The sequence below is a fragment of the Cupriavidus sp. LA-1 genome (assembly GCF_055385985.1).
This window is the reverse complement of sequence record NZ_AP031387.1, coordinates 2,614,927-2,632,319: the sequence shown is the minus strand read 5'-3', so window position 1 is coordinate 2,632,319 and position 17,393 is coordinate 2,614,927. Positions and strand designations below refer to the sequence as shown.

Genomic DNA, 17,393 nt, shown 5'->3' with positions numbered 1-17,393 from the left:
TGTCAGTAATTCTGTCGTCGCGACTTGATTCGGCCTGATCATAGGGCACTTTTATTGCAGCAATAAGACGTTCCTGGCCGGCATTATTGGCGCTCGAAAAAAAGCCGGCGAGAGGTGAATCGCGGCGATGCGCGGCCTCAGGCGTGGGCGCCGTCCAGGTCGGATCGGCTGCGCGCGCCGGGTCAGCGGAGGGACCTGAGCGCGTCCCCCTTGTCGTACGTCGACATTGCGCGCGCCTCCGGTGTACGGGTCGCGCACGCCGGGACCGGCGGCCTGTGCGCCGGCGGCGGCAGCTGCCAGGGCGAGGGCGTACGCCATCCACTGCCAGGATGTCCATGCCGAATCGGAGGCAGTCGATGCTCAAGGAAGCGTTGTGCCAGAAAGTGGCGAACGGGATGCTTTACGCTCTCGGCAGCGGGCCGGTGGCGCGACTGACTTGTGCCCGCCACGCATAACTGTTTGTTGCCGCAAGGTCTTCGAACGCAGCACGGATTTGCCTAGATTGGAGCCCATCGGAGCCACCGGCCCGATCGGCAACACGGCCGAACCAACTGACATCGAGGTTCAAGACATGAGCGCAGCAAAGAAAGTCGTAGTCATCACGGGCGCATCGCAAGGTATTGGCGCTGAACTGGTCAAGGCATTCCGCGAGCGCGGCCATCGCGTGGTCGCCACGGCCCGCAGCATCCGGCCGTCGGATGATCCGGAGATCCTGGCGGTGCCTGGCGATATCGCCGATCCGGCAACCGCGCACCGCGTCATCTCCGAGGCCGTGGCAAAGTTCGGCCGCATCGATACGCTGGTCAACAATGCGGGCGTCTTCGTCGCCAAGCCGTTCACCAGCTATACGTCCGAGGACTATGCCACCGTCACCGGCATCAACCTGACGGGCTTCTTCCATATCACGCAGCTGGCCATTGCGGAGATGCAGAAGAACCGCAGCGGCCACGTGGTGAGCATCACGACCAGCCTGGTCGACCATGCGAACAGTGGCGTGCCGTCGGTGCTGGCCTCGCTGACCAAGGGTGGCCTGAACGCCGCGACCAGGTCGCTGGCCATCGAGTACGCCAAGACTGGTATCCGCGCCAACGCGGTTGCGCCGGGCGTCATCAAGTCGCCGATGCATCCGCCCGAAACCCACGAGGCGCTGGGCGCGCTGCATCCGGTGGGCCATATGGGCGAGATGCGCGACATCGCCGATGCCGTGCTGTATCTCGATTCGGCGCCGTTCGTTACTGGCGAGATCCTGCACGTCGACGGCGGCCAGAGCGCAGGGCACTGAGCGGGAGCGGGGCAAGGGGCAACGGCACGCGCGTCAATCCCGGGCCGCTGCCAGGTCTGCTCCTGTTCGAGCGCCGGCAATCATCGACATGATGCTGGTGGTGGCCTGAGGCGCGGGTATGCTGCGAACATGGCGGCTGCCCACCGCCCGCCACGCCAGGGGGGAGCGCTCAGCGCTCGAAGCCGTTCCCCCACGCATCAGGCTAGCTGATTCACGGCGGTGCGAAACTGCCAGTCGGCGCGCCCGACCTAAAAGGACTGCATCTTATGAGTATCCTGCTGCACACCTGGAATACGCCAAACGGACGCAAGATCAGCGTCGCGCTCGAAGAAATGGATTTGCCCTATACGGTCAAGACGGTGAATATTTCGAAGGGCGAGCAATTTGCGCCTGAGTTCCTGCGCATCAGCCCGAACAACAAGATCCCGGCAATCGTCGATCCCGACGGGCCCGGCGGGCAGCCGATATCGGTGTTCGAATCCGGCGCGATCCTGCTTTACCTTGGTGAGAAGACTGGCAGATTCCTGCCGGCAAGCCTGCGCGAGCGCGTACCGGTGCTCGAATGGCTGATGTGGCAGATGGGCGGATTCGGTCCCATGCCCGGCCAGGTCCATCATTTCCGCATGCTCGAGTCCGAAGTGGACCGACATTATGGTCTCAAGCGCTACTCGGAGGAAACGTACCGCCTCTATGGGGTGCTGGACCGCCGGCTTGCACACGTGGAGTTTGTCGCCGGCGAACTGTCCGTCGCCGATTTCGCGATCCTTGGCTGGGCATGGCGGCATGAGCGCCATCAGGTTTCCCTCAGTCAATTCCCGAACGTCAGGCGTTGGTACGAAACACTATGGGCGCGTCCCGGCGTGCAGCGCGGTTTTGCGGTCAAGCTGGATGCTACGGAGTAGCGAGACGCTGCCACGGCTACATCGCCAAATGTTTCGGTGAACTGCGGCATCCGTGGTGACAGCCTGTCGATGAAGCGGGTGCACCGCAAATTCTGGTCGCGTCGCGCCGCGATGGTGGCGCCCAGCCGGGGGCTATCGGGCCGATAGAAAAGAATTTCCTTGACTATCTACCTAGTAGTAGATAGGATGTGACTCATGGACGCGCTGCTTCCACCTGCAAACGAAGCAGGAAGCCAACGGACAGCGGGGCCATTGCACTACCGGAGGCGGTCTTTTTTTTGGCCTGGTTATCTATCTACTAGTAGATAACAATGCCGAAAGCGACTGGCCCAGAAGCAACTGATACGAGACATTGCCAAGTTAGGAGCCCATCATGACCAAGTTCGCCAAGACCCTGATCACCGCCGCAACCCTTGCCGCCGCCTTTGTGGGCGGTGCTGCCCAGGCCGGCACGGTGCCCGCCGACAAGTACGGCTACGAGTTCCGCGTAGGCAAGACCGATGCCTTCACCGACGGTGCCCGCGCCGGCAAGTTCGACCCCTTCACCGAGGGTGCGCGCGTGGGCGGCAAGTTCGACACGTTCACCGACGGTGCCCGCACGGTAGCCGGCCTGGACCGCAGCGGTGTCTCGGCTGCCCCGGCCCGCAGCTTTGACCCGTACACCGACGGCGCACGCGTGGGCGGCAAGTTCGACCCGTACACCGACGGCGCTCTGGCCTGATTACCCGCCGGCCTGGTTGCCGGCACCTGCTGACAAAAACGGGCGAAGCCGCAGAGGCTGCGCTTTGCCCGCTTGCCTGAGTTCATCATGCGTTTGCGTGACAGCGCCCTGATCCTGACCGGATGGGTCGGGCTTTGCCTGGTCAGCGGTTCGCTCATCACCCTGGTTGCGCAGGCTCTGCCGGCCTGAGCCGGCCGGCTGCATCGAGCGGGCTGATCATGGCGACGCGTTCCGTCCGCCAGCAACTGGATGGATTCGAGCGCCTCGACCACATTGTCTGCGTCGATGGCCACATTGCCGGTGCGCCGGGCTGGTTTGATCAGCCGGCAGGTTCATCAGGGATGCCAGGTTGACGGTTTTTCAATCTGCATCGCAGGCCGTTGGCTTCCTGCCATGGCATACGAAAGCCTGGTCGCCGCGTCGACGACTGTCTGTGCCAGTTCCAGCAGGCGTTCTTCGCTGAGCCGCGAGGTCGGTCCCGAAATGCACATCGAGCCGAGCAGCCGCCAGTGCAATCCGAATACCGGTGCAGACACGCTCGAGACTTCGGCTTCCCGCTCGCCAAGCGACAGATGAAAACCACGGCGGCGGATCATTTCATAGAGCTCGCCGGGCTCCCCCGAGAACGCCAGGATGACACGCCCCGGCGAGCCGCTGTCCAGCGGCAGTGCCGCCCCGATCCTGACGTGATGCCGGATAGCCTGCGGTCCTTCGACGCGGACCAGGCAGGTTCGCTGTTGTCCCTCCCGGACGTAGAACGAAGCGCTTTCACCGGTCTTGATCGTCAGCTCCCTCAGGACCGGCTCCACCACCTCGTGCACATTGAAGGTTGCCTGGTAGCACGCGCCCAGCCATCCCGCTGCGCGCCCAAGCCGCCAGCTGCCGTCTTCCTTCTGTACGAGATAGTTGTCTGCGGCGAGCGTGCGGGCGAGCCGGAGCACGGTGGTCTTGTGAATGCCGGTGCGCCGGCTCAGTTCGGCAAGCGACAGTTGCGGGTCATTGACCCCGAAGGCCTCCAGCACGCGCAAGGCCCGAGTGACGGCTGTCACGGCGCCCGGCGCGTCGTCGCTCGCGCGCGGGGTGTCTGAATCACTATCCTGGTTCATCGTACGAAATGCGTTGCACGGTGCGAAACGACATTGTATGCCGTGAAACGACCCACCACAATCCGGATCACAACGAAACAAGATTCGGAGACACCAATGAAGGCAATTTCCCGCCGAGGCGTGTTGGTCCTTGCCGGCCTGTTCATGGCATCGGCCGCTGTCCATGCCGTGCCGCAGTACCCCAGCAAGCCCATCAGAGTCATCGTCCCGTTTCCCGCCGGCGGGGGGACGGACATCATCGCGCGCGAAGTGACCAAAACGGTTGCCAGGTCGACCGGCTGGGTCTTTGTGGTCGAGAACAAGCCGGGGTCCGGTGGCAACCTGGGCGTGGACGCGGCAGCCAAGGCGCCCGCCGATGGCTACACCATCGTCATGGGGCAGACCAGCAACCTTGCGATCAATCCCTCGCTGTATGAACGGTTGCCTTATGACCCGTTGACGGATCTGGCGCCAATCGGCCTGGTCGCCTCCGCGCCGCTCGTGCTGGTCACGCACGTCAACTCGCCCTACAAGACGCTGCAGGACGTGATCCGGTCGGCCAGGGCAAAGCCCGGCGCGATCAATTTCGCATCGCCGGGCAACGGCACGGTGGCACACCTTGGCGGCGAGCAGCTGCAGAGCACCGCGAAGGTGAAGTTCACCCATGTGCCGTACAAGGGCGCGGCGCAGGCGGTCAGCGACCTGATGGGCGGGCAGGTCGATCTCTACATGGCATCGGTGCCGACGTTGCTCGGGCATATCCGGAACAACAGGATGCGGGCACTTGCGGTGACGTCCCCGAAGCGGGTGCAAGACCTGCCTCAGGTGCCGACCGTCGCAGAACTCGGCTATCCCGGCTTTGATACCGCGACCTGGTTCGGCTTCGTCGCGCCTGCCGCGACGCCGAAGGACATCGTGGTGCGCCTGAATACCGAGTTCAACAAGGCGCTCAAGTCTCCGGCGCTTGCCAGCAAGCTGAATGAACAAGGTGCGTCGGTGCTGGCCGGCACGCCCGAGGCGTTCAGCGCGCTGATCAGGCAGGACATCGGACGCTGGGCATCTGTCATCAAAACGTCCGGCACGAAGCTGGATTGACGCCCCTGTCTACCTATTCATTTCCTCTTGCCTGGAGTCCAGCATGACTTTGCCCAATATCATCAAATCGTTTGAGCGTGTGTCCGCCGAGATCGTGGCGCGGGCCGCCAGGTTCCAGCCGGCAATCCTTTCCGATGTCGGCGGACGCCGCGGTGCGTTGCATGGCCGGATCAAGGCCTTGCGGCCGACCATGAAAGTCGCCGGACCTGCCTTCACTGTCGAAGTTCGTCCGGGAGATAACCTGATGATCCATGCGGCGCTGGCGCTTGCGCAGCCCGGCGATGTACTGGTCGTCGATGGCAAGGGCGACCAGACCTCGGCGCTGATGGGGACGATCATGATGCATGCCGCCCGCCAGCGCGGCCTGGCCGGTGTTGTCATCGACGGCGCCGTCCGGGACAGCCTGGAGCTGGATGAAATGCAGTTCCCGGTCTTTTCGGTGGGGACGAATCCCAATGGCCCCACCAAGGAAGTCGGTGGCCGCATCGGGCACCCCGTCTCGGTTGGTGGCGTGACGGTGAACCCTGGTGACTATATCTGCGGCGATGCTGATGGGCTGGTTGTGGTGGAACGCGAAAAGATCGAAGCCTTGCTCGACGCCGCGGCAAGGAAGGAAGAGGCGGAAGCCATGCGTATTGCCCAGATCAAGGAGGGTAATACCACTGCGCCGTGGCTGCTGGCATCGCTGGTGACGGCCGGTGTCCTGAAGCTGGGAGAGGAACTGTGAGGAACCAGCCGGTCATTATCGTTACGGGTGCGGACCTTGCGCCGGAGGCGCTCGCGCTGCTGAGCGACTATGAAATCGTATTTGCCGGGAAGGCGCCCCAGACGGCTGATCTCGTGGCGCTGGCCAGGACGTACAACCCGGTCGGCATGATCGTGCGCTACGGCAGCGTCACCGCCGAAGTCATGGATGCCGCACCAGCCTTGAAGGTGATTTCGAAACACGGCACCGGAACCGATACCATCGACAAGGCCGCAGCGCAGGCGCGGGGCATCAGGGTGACCGCCGCCGCCGGAGCCAATGCCGCGGCTGTTGCCGAGCATGCGCTGGCGTTGATGCTGGCGTGCGCCAAATCGGTGGTGCCACTGGATGCGCGCATGCATGCCGGCCACTGGGACAAAGCGACGCACAAGAGCCTGGAGCTGAACGGACTGACCATCGGACTCATTGGCCTGGGCGCCATCGGGCGACGGTTTGCCAGGATGTGCGATGCCATCGGTATGCGCGTGATTGGTTTCGATCCCTTCGCCGCGGAACTGCCGGATTATGTCGAAGCTGTCCCGCTGGAACGGATCTGGGAAGCGTCGGATGTCATCTCGCTGCAATGTCCGTTGACGGCAGAGAACAAGGAAATGGTCAATGCCGGCACGCTTGCGCGCTGCAAGCCTGGTGTCATCATCATCAACACCGCCCGGGGCGGGCTGATCGACGAAGCGGCGCTGCGCGACGCCGTACAGTCGGGGCGCGTGGCGGCGGCCGGCCTGGATAGCTTTGCGCGCGAGCCGATGTCATCGCCGCATATCTTCCAGGGGCAGCCCGGCATCGTGTTGAGCCCGCATATCGGTGGCGTGACCACCGCGGCCTACGTCAACATGGGTGTCGCAGCGGCGACCAACACGATCGCGGTACTGAACGAGGCTGGCGAGCCCGCAGTCGGACAGCTATAGCCGTCATACAAGAACATCTCGCACCAATGGAGACAGCATGAAACAGAAGAAGGGCGGAGTGTGGATGCTCCAGGCACTGGCGTTGGCCACGCTTGCCGCCATGTCGATGGCAGCTCAAGCGCAAGGCTGGCCCGCCAAGCCGGTCAGGATTGTCGTGCCTTATCCCCCAGGCGGCGCGGTGGATGCCGTCACCCGCAAGATGGCGCAGCGGCTCTCCGAGCAGACGGGCCAGAGCTTCTACGTGGAAAACAAGGCCGGCGCGACGGGAACCATCGGCACGGCCCAGGTTGCGCGCGCGGCGCCGGACGGCTACACGCTGCTGGCCAACGACACGACCTACGCGCTGCTGCCCCACATCTTCAAGACCTTGCCTTTTGACCCGGCAAAGGACCTGCAGCCGGTTGCGGCATACGTGTTTGCGCCCATGGGTGTGGTGGTCAAGGCCGGTGGCAAGTACAAGACGCTGGCCGATCTGATCGCCGCGGCGAAGGCCGAGGACAAGGTCTCATATGGATCGGGCGGATCAGGTTCCACCCCTCACTTCGCCAGCGAGGCTTTTGGCATCGCCGCGGGAACACGCTTCATGCATGTGCCTTTCAAGGGCGCCGGCGAGGCTACCGTTGCGCTGCTGAGCGGTACCGTCGATTTCCAGATGGCCTCCATCCCGGGCGTCATCGGACAGGTCAAGGGCAACAAGCTGGCGGTGCTGGCCGTCAGCGGCACCAGGCGCTTGCCTGCGTTGGCCAACGTGCCTACCTTTGCCGAGGCTGGCGTCAAGGGCTATGGTGTGACCAATTTCACGGGCTTGTGGGCACCGAAGGGCACGCCCGCTGACGTGCTGGACCGCATCCAGAAGGAGGTGGGCAAGGCCATGGCGACGTCGGACATGCAAGCCTATGCTGAGAGTATCGGTGCCGAGCCAGGTTATTGGGATGCCGGTACCTTCAGGGCCGAAGTGGCCAGCAGAACCGCATTCTGGGGCAACGTTGCCCGCGGCACGGGCTTTCAAAAACAGTAGTGGCTGGCTGCATGCCGGAGGGCGGTGGCGTCACCCCCTTCTGGCCTCTGCTGCCGGAGACATCATCAACGGGATGCCAGGACATGTTTCTATTGAACCCACCGACGATCCGCGAAGCGCAGACGTATTCCAGCCTACCGGCCCGCTATCGCCAACAGCGGGGAACCGACTGGTCCAGGGCGAACCAGGGTGGGCGTGAGATCGACTCTTTTCTCGAAGGGCCTGTCGCCGACGATGCGGGCAACCTGTACGTCACCGATATCCCGAATGGGCGGATCTTCCGGATTGACCCGAAAGGCGAGTGGGATCTGGTTGCCGAATGGGAAGGCGAACCCAATGGCATGAAGTTCCTCAGCGCTGATTCCTTGCTCGTCACGGATTACCGCAACGGGCTCATGGAAGTGGACCTGCACGCCGGCAATGCCAGGCCGTACCTGCCACGCCGCAATACCGAGAGCTTTAAGGGCGTCAATGACCTGACCCTGGATTCGCGGGGAAACATCTATTTCACCGATCAGGGACAAACCGGCCTGCATGACCCCACGGGGAGGGTCTATCGGCTTACCCCGGAAGGCCGGCTGGAACTGCTGCTTGCCAATGTGCCCAGCCCGAATGGCATCGTGCTGTCGCCGGACGAGCGCTTCCTGTTCGTTGCCGTCACCCGGGGCAACTGCGTCTGGCGCATGCCCCTGCAGGAGGACGGCAGCGTGTCCAAGGCAGGACAGTTCTTCACGTCCTACGGTCCAAGCGGCCCGGACGGGCTCGCCATGGACGTCGATGGCCGCTTGCTGGTCGCCAACCCGGGACTCGCCTACGTATGGGTGCTCAATCATCGTGCCGAGCCGGTCGAGGTGATCCGTGGCACGGCCGGCCATTCGCTGACGAATCTTGCGTTTGGCGGTCCGGATCGCAGCACGCTCTTCATGACGGATTCGACGGCGGGCGAGATCCTGCGGATTGGCATGTCGGTTCCCGGCGTGAAGCCGCCGCAGCGGGTTTGATGTCAACGGCACGCGGCGCCGGCATCCTGCATATCCGCGCTGTCGAAACCTTCGGTGAATGCGCGCCGGATCTCCGCCAGCAGTTGCCTGGATGGCTCGATGCTGCCTTGCAGTCGCCACAGCTGCGCCAGATTCAGGGCCGCCCGCAATTCAAAGGATTTGGCATGCTGCCGGCGGGCTACCGCGATCGCGTTGCGAAAACACGCTTCCGCTTCTGCCTCGGCACCAGGCCTGAGGCCGCGGGGGGCCGAACTTTGCAGGATCAGTTCGCCCTTGACCCGATGCCACTCCGCTTCGCAATAGCGTTCCCCGATCCTTTCCACTGCGTCCTTCGCCTCGGCAAGCGCGCTCAGGCCTGACTCGATCTGTCCCACGTGCCCATAGGCCCGGGACAACAGCGCCTGGAAGTGCGAATACCCCAGCGTCGCCCCCGTCGCCTGATAGGCGGCCAGTCCCTGGCGCATCTGCGCGATGCCTTCGTGCTGCTGTCCCTGCTCGGAGAGCGCCCAGCCGCGAAGGATGGTCGTCCACGCCAGCCAGAACGGGAAGGCTTGTTCGGTCGAGAGCGCGATGCAGGCCTCGGCGTACTCTTGCGTGAGTCCGGGGTCGCGGCGGAACTGGTGCAGTTCCGCGACAAAGCAAAGGGAATGCGCCAGGCTGAACGGGTGGGACAGCTTCCGGGCCAGCGCGAGGGACCCTTGCGCATTCCTGACGGCCTGGTCGGGATAGCCGAGACACCACAAGACCAGAGCCGAAATGGATAGCGCCCGTACCTCCGGATCCACGCCATGAAAATTGAGGTGGTCGTAATGCGGTGCCTTGGTGTAGAGCTTGAGTGCATTCTGCAGATGGACCGCTGCAGCCGTAAACTTTCCCAGGTAATACAGCGTCGTTCCGAGCGAGACATGCGCCTCGGCCAGCAACTCGGGGTCTTGCGCATTCCTGGCCAGGCCAAGGAGTTGCCTCCCCAGCTGGTATGCCTTCGCATGTTCTGCTCGCAGAGAGAAATAGGTGCGCAATCCCACTTGCGTTCGAAAGCGCTGCGGTGTTTCCCCAACCTGGCTGCACAATGCCAGGGCATGGCTGTAAATGGCTTCCACCTCGGGCGAGGCAAATCCTCTGGCGGCAATCAATGCCGGCCCGATGGCAAGTCGCAAAGCGAGTTCCTGGCGTGCGCGTTCGGGGGTATCGGGCAGGCGCTTGAGCAATGCCAGGGCTGCATACAGTTGACGGATGGCTTCCTCATAGGCGGAGCGCTGTACGGCCTGCTGTCCGGTGGCCAGAAGGTACTCCACGGCTTTCGGATCGTTGCCGCTAAGGCTGTAATGCCGTGCCAGTTCGCTGTAGTAATCCTTCAGCTGATGGTGGAAGAGGGCCTCGATCGCATGGGCCGTGCGTTCATGCAGCGCAGTGCGTTGTTCCGTGAGCAGCGAGCTGCCGGCGACTTCCTGGGTCAGCGCATGCTTGAACGTGTATTCCGTGTCGGGGAATGCGGGCCGCTCGTAAATGAATCCGCCAGCCTCCAGTTGGGCCAGGAGACGGTGCAGCGGATCGTCAGGCTGCGCCACGACCCGCTGGATCAGGCGGTAAGGAAATTCCTTGCCGATCACGGCGAGGCTCTGCAACAAGTCCTTTTCGGCACGGGGAAGCCGGTCGATGCGGGCCGCCAGCACGCCTTGTACCGTGGTCGGGATATGCAGCGCCGTCGGGGTCTTCTCGATGCGGCAATGGCCAGGCTCGCCGTGCAGAACCTTCTCCTCGAACAGGGTCTGCACCACTTCCTCCATGAAAAAGGGATTGCCTTCCGTCTTCTCCATGATGAGCGTCTTGAGAGGCATGAGCGTGGGATCCTCGCCGAGCAGCACGGCGAGCAGTTGCCCGGCCTCGACCTGGCCCAGCGGATCCAGCCTGAGCTGCGTGTAGTGATCCTTTTCACGCCAGTCGTGCTGATACTCGGGCCGGTAATTCAGCAGCAGCAGAATCCTGGCGCCGGGCAAGTGGTCAGCGAGTACCTCCAGGAATGCCTCGGTTTCGTGGTCCAGCCATTGCAGATCTTCAAACAGGAGTTCCAGCGGCTGATTGTGGCTCTCCCGGACCAGCAGGCGCGTGATCGCCTCGAATGTGCGCTGGCGCCGGATCTGCGAGTCCATGTCCGGCAACGCAGAATTCGGGTCGGCGATGCCCAGCAGGTGCAGCAGATAGGGCAAGAGGTCTTCCAGCGTGCGGTCGAGCATCAGCACCCTGCCTGCAACCTTTTCCCGGCACCTCCGTTCGTCGTCCTGCACCTCGATCTGGAAGTAGTTCTTCACCAGTTCGATCAGCGGCAAGTAGGCAAAGGACTTGCCGTGCGAGACGGAAAAAGTTTCCAGGACCATGCAGCCGTGCTGTGACAGCGCCTTGAATTCGTGGAACAGTCGGGACTTGCCGACCCCGGCTTCCCCGACCACCCCGACAATCTGCCCGCTACCCGTCCTGGCCCGGTCCAGGGCCCCATGCAAATGCGCCAGCTCGTCCTGGCGTCCGACAAATTGCGCCAGGCCGCGACGCTGCGCCACTTGCAGGCGCGTGCGCAACACCCCCGGGCGCAGCACCTCGTACACGGCAAGGGGTTCCGGTATGCCCTTTACCTGGGCGGCGCCGAGGGCCTTGACGTCGAAATACCCGTCCGTGAGCCTGCGCACCGACTCGCTGACGAGAATGGAGGAAGGCGTGGCAATGGTCTCCATCCGCGACGCGATGTGGATCGTGTGTCCCACCGGATCGTAGTCCGTGTGCAGGTCGTCCCTGCGAATGGAACGCACCACCACCTCGCCGGTGTGGATCCCCACCCGGATCTGAAGCGGTATGCCTTGCTCGAGCCGGATGCGGTCACTGTGACGACGCATGGCTTCCTGCATCCGCAGCGCTGCATACACGGCGCGCTGCGGATGATCTTCGTGGGCGATGGGGGCGCCGAACAGGGCCAGGATGCCGTCTCCCAGGGACTTGGCGACATAGCCCTCATAGTGATGCACGGCCTCCATCATCAGGGCCATGACGGGGTCGATCAGGTGGCGTGCCGCTTCGGGATCCAGGTCGTGGATCAGGGCCGTGGAGCCGGCCATGTCGGCGAACAGGGCGGTAATGGTCTTGCGCTCACCCGCGGTGGATCCCCTGGCCTCCATGGCAGCCTGCTCGGCCAGAATGCGCTCGACCAGGTGACGTGGTGTGTAGTCGATAGGGGCGGGCGCGATCGGCCGGGCACCGCCGGACGGCTCTTCAGTGGGGATGGTGAAGGATGCGCCGCATTCCGTGCAGAACTTGTCAGCGGAGCCCGCCTCATGGCTGCAGTTCGGGCAGCGCCGTACAAGCCTGGCCCCGCAGTCCTTGCAGAATCTGGCTCCTTCGGGGTTGTCGGAGCCGCAGCTTGTGCAGCGCATATCGCCTCTTCACATCCGGCCCTTGTATGAACGATTAGACGCCTTCCGCACCGGGGTATCAATGGGCGCGACGGTGCCTGGCGCAGCAGGCAGATTCATATTGAGCATCAGGATCGGCGGTGCCAGAATTCCCTACATGCGGGGCGAGGCGCGGGGCGGGCGGTCACACATCGTGCTGGGCCGCCCGGCGCTGGCTGGCCGGACAGATCGGGATGCACATGGACCGGGAACTGCTGCACGAAGCGTCAGAGGGGTCGGTACTGTTTGCGGATGTCAGCGGCAGTACCCGGCTCTATGAACGGGCTGGCAACGCCGCCGCCGTTGCCGCGATCGGCCGCTGCATCGGTGCGATGCGATCCTGTTCCGAGGCGACGCAGGGCCGCCTCGTCAAGACCATCGGCGACGAGGTCATGGTGCTGTTCCCGTCCGCCGAACAGGCGCTGCGGGCGGCACTCGACATGCAGCTCGCCGTTTCTGAACTTCCGCCCGTGGCCGGCTTTTCCATGTCGGCCCATATCGGGTTCCACCATGGCCCGATCCTGTGCGAGGCGTCGGGCGATGTGTTCGGCGATGCCGTGAATCTTGCCGCCCGCCTGTCCAAGCTGGCCTCGCGCGGACAGATCATCACCAGCAAGGATGCGGTGGCGGACCTGCCCGCGCCGTTGCGCCAGATGACGCGCTACCTGTACCCCATCCAGGTGCGCGGCAGGGAGCAGCCGGTCGAGCTGTACGAGGCGATCTGGCAGCAGGCCACCGACCTGACCCTGATTGCGGGTTTCAACCAGCCCTTGCTGAATGCCAGCTTCCTCACGCTCCGCTACCGGGACACCGTGGTAGAAATGAGTGCCGCCTCCGCGCCGGTCACCATCGGGCGCGACGCCGGCATGACGATCGTCGTGACGGACCGGCTGGCATCCCGCTTCCAGGCCATGGCCGAGCCCCGCGCCGGCAGGTATGTGCTGATCGACAGGAGTTCGAACGGCACCCATGTCAGCCTGGACGGCAGCGAGCCATTCATCCTGCGCCGCGATGAGGTCACACTCAGGGGCCACGGCTGGATCGGCTTTGGCCCGTGGGCGGGACCGACCGCGGAGTGCATCGAGTTCGCGCTGTGCGTCGACAGGACTGGTGTGGCGCGCTAGCCGGCATGCTTGCGTTGAAATGGTGAATTTCAATTGTGAAATTCAAATTGTGTTCCGTACTCTGAAATCCCTTTCAAATCAGAAGGATGCAGCGTGGCCCGCTTCTTGCGCCCTGCGCACAGGATAGGCGCGGATTTCATCGTGCCTGCAATCTGCCGTCGCCCTGGCCATCGTGTTGTGTTGAGGGCAGGCGCCCCTGGCCTTGAAGAGGAATGCACCGCGATGTACTACGGACGAAACGGAACCGGCGCGCATAGCCGCGAGCTTGCCGGAGATGGCGATCAGCCGCGTGCCGGCCAGAATCGAAACGAACACGGCGACCGTGACCAGCAGTCGCCAAAGCGAACCAACTGGGCGTGGGCCGCTGCATCGGCGCATCATGACTGGATGGATTCGCACACTGCATTTGCACATTACGACTAGCGCCAGGGGCAAGCCTGACGCCCTTGCTGCATTCCCGATCACCTGACCCTGCCGTCGCGGTTGCGCATGGCTGGTTCGCTTCCTTGCATCCCCATGGACTACGCCCCTATCCGCTCCCTGCTGATTGCCAACCGTTCCGAGATCGCCATCCGCGTGATGCGCGCGGCCGCCGAGATGAATGTGCGCACGGTGGCGATCTATTCGAAGGAAGACCGCCTCGCGCTGCATCGCTTCAAGTCCGATGAGAGCTACCTGGTCGGCGAAGGCAAGAAGCCGCTGGCGGCTTACCTCGACATCGACGACATCCTGCGCATTGCCAGGCAGGCGAAGGTCGACGCGATTCATCCCGGCTATGGCTTCCTGTCGGAAAACCCGGAGTTCGCGCAGGCCGTGATCGACGCGGGCATCCGCTGGATCGGCCCGTCGCCCGAGGTCATGCGCAAGCTTGGCAACAAGGTGGCGGCGCGCAACGCGGCGATCGCGGCGGGCGTGCCGGTGATGCCGGCAACCGATCCGCTGCCGCATGACCTGGAAGCGTGCAAGCGCCTGGCCGCCGGCGTCGGCTATCCGCTGATGCTCAAGGCAAGCTGGGGCGGCGGTGGACGCGGCATGCGGGTGCTGGAAAGCGAGCAGGACCTTGAGGGGGCGCTGGCCGCGGCGCGGCGCGAGGCGCTGGCCGCGTTCGGCAACGACGAGGTGTATGTCGAAAAGCTGGTGCGCAACGCGCGCCACGTCGAAGTGCAGGTGCTCGGCGACACGCACGGCAACCTCGTGCATCTCTATGAGCGCGACTGTACCGTGCAGCGGCGCAACCAGAAGGTGGTCGAGCGCGCGCCCGCGCCTTACCTCGACGATGCCGGCCGGGCCGCGCTGTGCGAATCGGCGCTGCGGCTGATGCGCGCGGTCGGCTACACGCATGCCGGCACGGTCGAATTCCTGATGGATGCCGACTCGGGCCAGTTCTACTTCATCGAAGTCAACCCGCGCATCCAGGTCGAACACACGGTCACGGAGATGGTCACCGGGATCGACATCGTCAAGGCCCAGATCCGCGTGACCGAAGGCGGCCATATCGGCATGACCGAGAACACGCGCAACGAGAACGGCGAGATCGTCGTGCGCGCCGCGGGCGTGCCGGTGCAGGAGGCGATTTCGCTGAACGGTCATGCGCTGCAATGCCGGATCACCACCGAGGACCCGGAGAACGGCTTCCTGCCGGACTACGGCCGCCTCACCGCCTACCGCAGCGCGGCCGGCTTCGGCGTGCGCCTGGATGCCGGCACCGCCTATGGCGGCGCGGTGATCACGCCGTACTACGATTCGCTGCTGGTCAAGGTCACCACCTGGGCGCCGACCGCGCCCGAATCGATCCGGCGCATGGACCGTGCGCTGCGCGAGTTCCGCATCCGCGGCGTCGCGTCCAACCTGCAGTTCCTCGAGAACGTCATCAACCATCCCGCGTTCAAGTCCGGCGACGTCACCACGCGCTTTATCGACCTGACGCCGGAACTGCTGGCGTTCACCAGGCGCCTGGACCGCGCCACCAAGCTGCTGCGTTACCTGGGCGAGGTCAGCGTCAACGGGCACCCGGAGATGAGCGGCCGCCCGCTGCCATCGCTGCCGCTGCCCGCGCCGGTGCTGCCCGCCGTCGACACCAGCGGTGCGCTGCCCTACGGTACGCGCGACCGGCTGCGCGAACTGGGCGCGGACAAGTTCTCGCGCTGGATGCTGGAGCAGAAGCAGGTGCTGCTGACTGACACCACCATGCGCGACGCGCACCAGTCGCTGTTCGCCACGCGCATGCGCACCGCCGACATGCTGCCGATCGCGCCGTTCTATGCGCGCGAGCTGTCGCAACTGTTCTCGCTCGAGTGCTGGGGCGGAGCCACCTTCGACGTGGCGCTGCGCTTCCTCAAGGAAGACCCGTGGCAGCGCCTTGAGCAACTGCGCGAGCGCGTTCCCAACGTGCTGTTCCAGATGCTGCTGCGCGGATCGAACGCAGTCGGCTACACCAACTATGCCGACAACGTGGTGCGCTTCTTCGTGCGCCAGGCCGCCAGCGCCGGCGTGGATGTGTTCCGCGTGTTCGATTCGCTGAACTGGGTGCGCAATATGCGCGTCGCAATCGATGCCGTCGGCGAAAGCGGCGCGCTGTGCGAAGGCGCGATCTGCTATACCGGCGACCTGTTCGACAAGTCGCGCGCCAAGTACGACCTGAAGTACTACGTCGGCATCGCGCGCGAGCTGCAGCAGGCCGGCGTGCATGTGCTGGGCATCAAGGACATGGCCGGCATCTGCCGTCCGCAGGCGGCCGCGGCGCTGGTCAGGGCGCTCAAGGAAGAGACCGGGCTGCCGGTGCATTTCCATACCCACGATACCAGCGGCATCTCGGCCGCTTCGGCGCTGGCCGCGATCGAAGCCGGTTGCGATGCGGTCGACGGCGCGCTCGACGCCATGAGCGGGCTGACCTCGCAACCCAACCTGTCGAGCATCGCCGCGGCGCTGGCCGGCAGCGAGCGCGATCCCGGCCTCAGCTTGGAGCGCCTGCACGAAGCGTCGATGTACTGGGAAGGGGTGCGCCGCTACTACGCGCCGTTCGAATCCGAAATCCGCGCCGGCACCGCCGACGTTTACCGCCACGAGATGCCCGGCGGCCAGTACACCAACCTGCGCGAGCAGGCGCGCTCGCTCGGCATCGAGCATCGCTGGACCGAGGTGTCGCGCGCCTACGCCGAGGTCAACCAGATGTTCGGCGACATCGTCAAGGTGACGCCGACGTCCAAGGTGGTCGGCGACCTGGCCCTGATGATGGTGGCCAACGACCTGAGCGCCGCCGACGTGTGCGATCCGGCCAAGGAAATTGCTTTCCCTGAATCGGTGGTGTCGCTGTTCAAGGGCGAATTGGGCTTTCCGCCCGACGGCTTCCCCGCGGCACTGTCGCGCAAGGTGCTGCGCGGCGAGCCGCCCGCGCCGTACCGGCCCGGCGACCAGATCGCGCCGGTCGATCTCGACGCGGCGCGCGCCGCGGGCGAAGCCGCGTGCGAACAGCCGCTCGACGACCGCCAGCTGGCGTCGTACCTGATGTACCCGAAGCAGGCCGGCGAGTACCACGCGCATGTGCGCAACTACAGCGATACCTCGGTGGTACCCACGCCGGCCTATCTGTACGGCCTGCAGCCGCAGGAAGAAGTGGCCATCGACATCGCCGCCGGCAAGACCCTGCTGGTTTCGCTGCAAGGCACGCACCCCGATGCCGAGGAGGGGCTGATCAAGGTCCAGTTCGAGCTGAACGGGCAGTCGCGCACCGCGCTGGTCGAACAGCGCAGCACCACGCAAGCGGCCGCGGCGCGCCACAGCCGTCCGGTTGCCGAGCCCGATAACCCGCTGCATGTCGCCGCGCCCATGCCTGGCTCGATCGTGACCGTGGCGGTGCAGCCGGGCCAGCGCGTGGCAGCCGGCACGACGCTGCTGGCGCTGGAGGCGATGAAGATGGAAACCCATATCGCGGCGGACCGGGACTGCGAGATTGCGGCGGTGCATGTTCAGCAGGGGGATCGTGTGGCGGCGAAGGATCTGTTGATCGAGCTGAAGGACGTGGGTTGACGTTGGCGAAGGTCCTGCCTGCCGCTGCCAG

Annotated in this window: 12 protein-coding genes; 10 read left to right on the top strand and 2 right to left on the bottom strand. The window is 64.5% G+C overall.

The features are described 5' to 3' along the window. Positions 1-571 precede the first annotated feature (571 nt). The 3 genes from ACZ5MJ_RS12275 to ACZ5MJ_RS12265 all read left to right on the top strand — a co-directional run bounded on the left by ACZ5MJ_RS12275 (position 572) and on the right by ACZ5MJ_RS12265 (position 2,905). Positions 572-1,282, top strand: a complete 711-nt coding sequence (locus ACZ5MJ_RS12275; protein WP_464219623.1) for an SDR family NAD(P)-dependent oxidoreductase — start codon at positions 572-574, stop codon at positions 1,280-1,282. 266 nt (positions 1,283-1,548) lie between these two features. After that, positions 1,549-2,184: a glutathione S-transferase family protein gene (locus tag ACZ5MJ_RS12270; RefSeq protein ID WP_464219622.1), complete on the top strand. Its 636-nt coding sequence runs from the start codon at positions 1,549-1,551 to the stop codon at positions 2,182-2,184. 373 nt (positions 2,185-2,557) lie between these two features. Beyond that, complete coding sequence (locus tag ACZ5MJ_RS12265; protein WP_464219621.1) at positions 2,558-2,905, top strand: hypothetical protein; 348 nt, start codon at positions 2,558-2,560, stop codon at positions 2,903-2,905. A gap of 335 nt (positions 2,906-3,240) precedes the next feature. On the opposite strand, the gene ACZ5MJ_RS12260 is transcribed toward ACZ5MJ_RS12265, so the two are convergent. Next, a complete protein-coding gene (locus tag ACZ5MJ_RS12260) occupies positions 3,241-4,011 on the bottom strand; it encodes an IclR family transcriptional regulator (protein ID WP_464219620.1) in 771 nt (256 codons plus the stop codon). A 96-nt stretch (positions 4,012-4,107) separates the two neighbouring features. Here ACZ5MJ_RS12260 and ACZ5MJ_RS12255 point away from each other — a divergent pair, with 96 nt between their 5' ends. The 5 genes from ACZ5MJ_RS12255 to ACZ5MJ_RS12235 all read left to right on the top strand — a co-directional run bounded on the left by ACZ5MJ_RS12255 (position 4,108) and on the right by ACZ5MJ_RS12235 (position 8,775). Then, a complete protein-coding gene (locus ACZ5MJ_RS12255) occupies positions 4,108-5,085 on the top strand; it encodes a Bug family tripartite tricarboxylate transporter substrate binding protein (RefSeq protein WP_464223710.1) in 978 nt (325 codons plus the stop codon). 43 nt (positions 5,086-5,128) lie between these two features. Then, positions 5,129-5,812, top strand: coding sequence for an RraA family protein (locus ACZ5MJ_RS12250; protein ID WP_464219618.1), 684 nt, complete (start codon positions 5,129-5,131; stop codon positions 5,810-5,812). After that, entirely contained in the window at positions 5,809-6,756 is a 948-nt protein-coding gene (locus ACZ5MJ_RS12245) for an NAD(P)-dependent oxidoreductase (protein WP_464219617.1), read from the top strand. The genes ACZ5MJ_RS12250 and ACZ5MJ_RS12245 overlap by 4 nt, the downstream gene beginning before the upstream one ends. Before the next feature lie 37 nt (positions 6,757-6,793). Then, positions 6,794-7,774: a Bug family tripartite tricarboxylate transporter substrate binding protein gene (locus ACZ5MJ_RS12240; protein WP_464219616.1), complete on the top strand. Its 981-nt coding sequence runs from the start codon at positions 6,794-6,796 to the stop codon at positions 7,772-7,774. A gap of 83 nt (positions 7,775-7,857) precedes the next feature. Continuing rightward, on the top strand, positions 7,858-8,775 hold the full coding sequence (locus tag ACZ5MJ_RS12235) for an SMP-30/gluconolactonase/LRE family protein (protein WP_464219615.1): 918 nt from the start codon (positions 7,858-7,860) through the stop codon (positions 8,773-8,775). Between the two features lie 2 nt (positions 8,776-8,777). Here the strand turns inward: ACZ5MJ_RS12235 and ACZ5MJ_RS12230 are convergent, their stop codons facing one another. Next, positions 8,778-12,194: an AAA family ATPase gene (locus tag ACZ5MJ_RS12230; RefSeq protein ID WP_464219614.1), complete on the bottom strand. Its 3,417-nt coding sequence runs from the start codon at positions 12,192-12,194 to the stop codon at positions 8,778-8,780. A 212-nt stretch (positions 12,195-12,406) separates the two neighbouring features. Here ACZ5MJ_RS12230 and ACZ5MJ_RS12225 point away from each other — a divergent pair, with 212 nt between their 5' ends. Together ACZ5MJ_RS12225 and ACZ5MJ_RS12220 are read left to right on the top strand one after the other, a co-directional pair. Beyond that, positions 12,407-13,336, top strand: a complete 930-nt coding sequence (locus tag ACZ5MJ_RS12225) for an adenylate/guanylate cyclase domain-containing protein (protein ID WP_464219613.1) — start codon at positions 12,407-12,409, stop codon at positions 13,334-13,336. Positions 13,337-13,852: 516 nt separating this feature from the next. After that, positions 13,853-17,362 (top strand): pyruvate carboxylase, encoded by a 3,510-nt coding sequence (locus ACZ5MJ_RS12220; protein WP_464219612.1) that lies wholly within the window; start codon positions 13,853-13,855, stop codon positions 17,360-17,362. Positions 17,363-17,393 lie beyond the last annotated feature (31 nt).

What these genes read in the sequence shown, in the direction of transcription:
- ACZ5MJ_RS12220 (WP_464219612.1), top strand. Translation starts at nt 13,853, where the DNA reads ATGGACTACGCCCCTATCCGCTCCCTGCTGATTGCCAACCGTTCCGAG.
- ACZ5MJ_RS12265 (WP_464219621.1), top strand. Translation starts at nt 2,558, where the DNA reads ATGACCAAGTTCGCCAAGACCCTGATCACCGCCGCAACCCTTGCCGCC.
- ACZ5MJ_RS12250 (WP_464219618.1), top strand. Translation starts at nt 5,129, where the DNA reads ATGACTTTGCCCAATATCATCAAATCGTTTGAGCGTGTGTCCGCCGAG.
- ACZ5MJ_RS12235 (WP_464219615.1), top strand. Translation starts at nt 7,858, where the DNA reads ATGTTTCTATTGAACCCACCGACGATCCGCGAAGCGCAGACGTATTCC.
- ACZ5MJ_RS12275 (WP_464219623.1), top strand. Translation starts at nt 572, where the DNA reads ATGAGCGCAGCAAAGAAAGTCGTAGTCATCACGGGCGCATCGCAAGGT.
- ACZ5MJ_RS12230 (WP_464219614.1), bottom strand. Translation starts at nt 12,194, where the DNA reads ATGCGCTGCACAAGCTGCGGCTCCGACAACCCCGAAGGAGCCAGATTC.
- ACZ5MJ_RS12270 (WP_464219622.1), top strand. Translation starts at nt 1,549, where the DNA reads ATGAGTATCCTGCTGCACACCTGGAATACGCCAAACGGACGCAAGATC.
- ACZ5MJ_RS12240 (WP_464219616.1), top strand. Translation starts at nt 6,794, where the DNA reads ATGAAACAGAAGAAGGGCGGAGTGTGGATGCTCCAGGCACTGGCGTTG.
- ACZ5MJ_RS12260 (WP_464219620.1), bottom strand. Translation starts at nt 4,011, where the DNA reads ATGAACCAGGATAGTGATTCAGACACCCCGCGCGCGAGCGACGACGCG.
- ACZ5MJ_RS12255 (WP_464223710.1), top strand. Translation starts at nt 4,108, where the DNA reads ATGAAGGCAATTTCCCGCCGAGGCGTGTTGGTCCTTGCCGGCCTGTTC.
- ACZ5MJ_RS12225 (WP_464219613.1), top strand. Translation starts at nt 12,407, where the DNA reads ATGCACATGGACCGGGAACTGCTGCACGAAGCGTCAGAGGGGTCGGTA.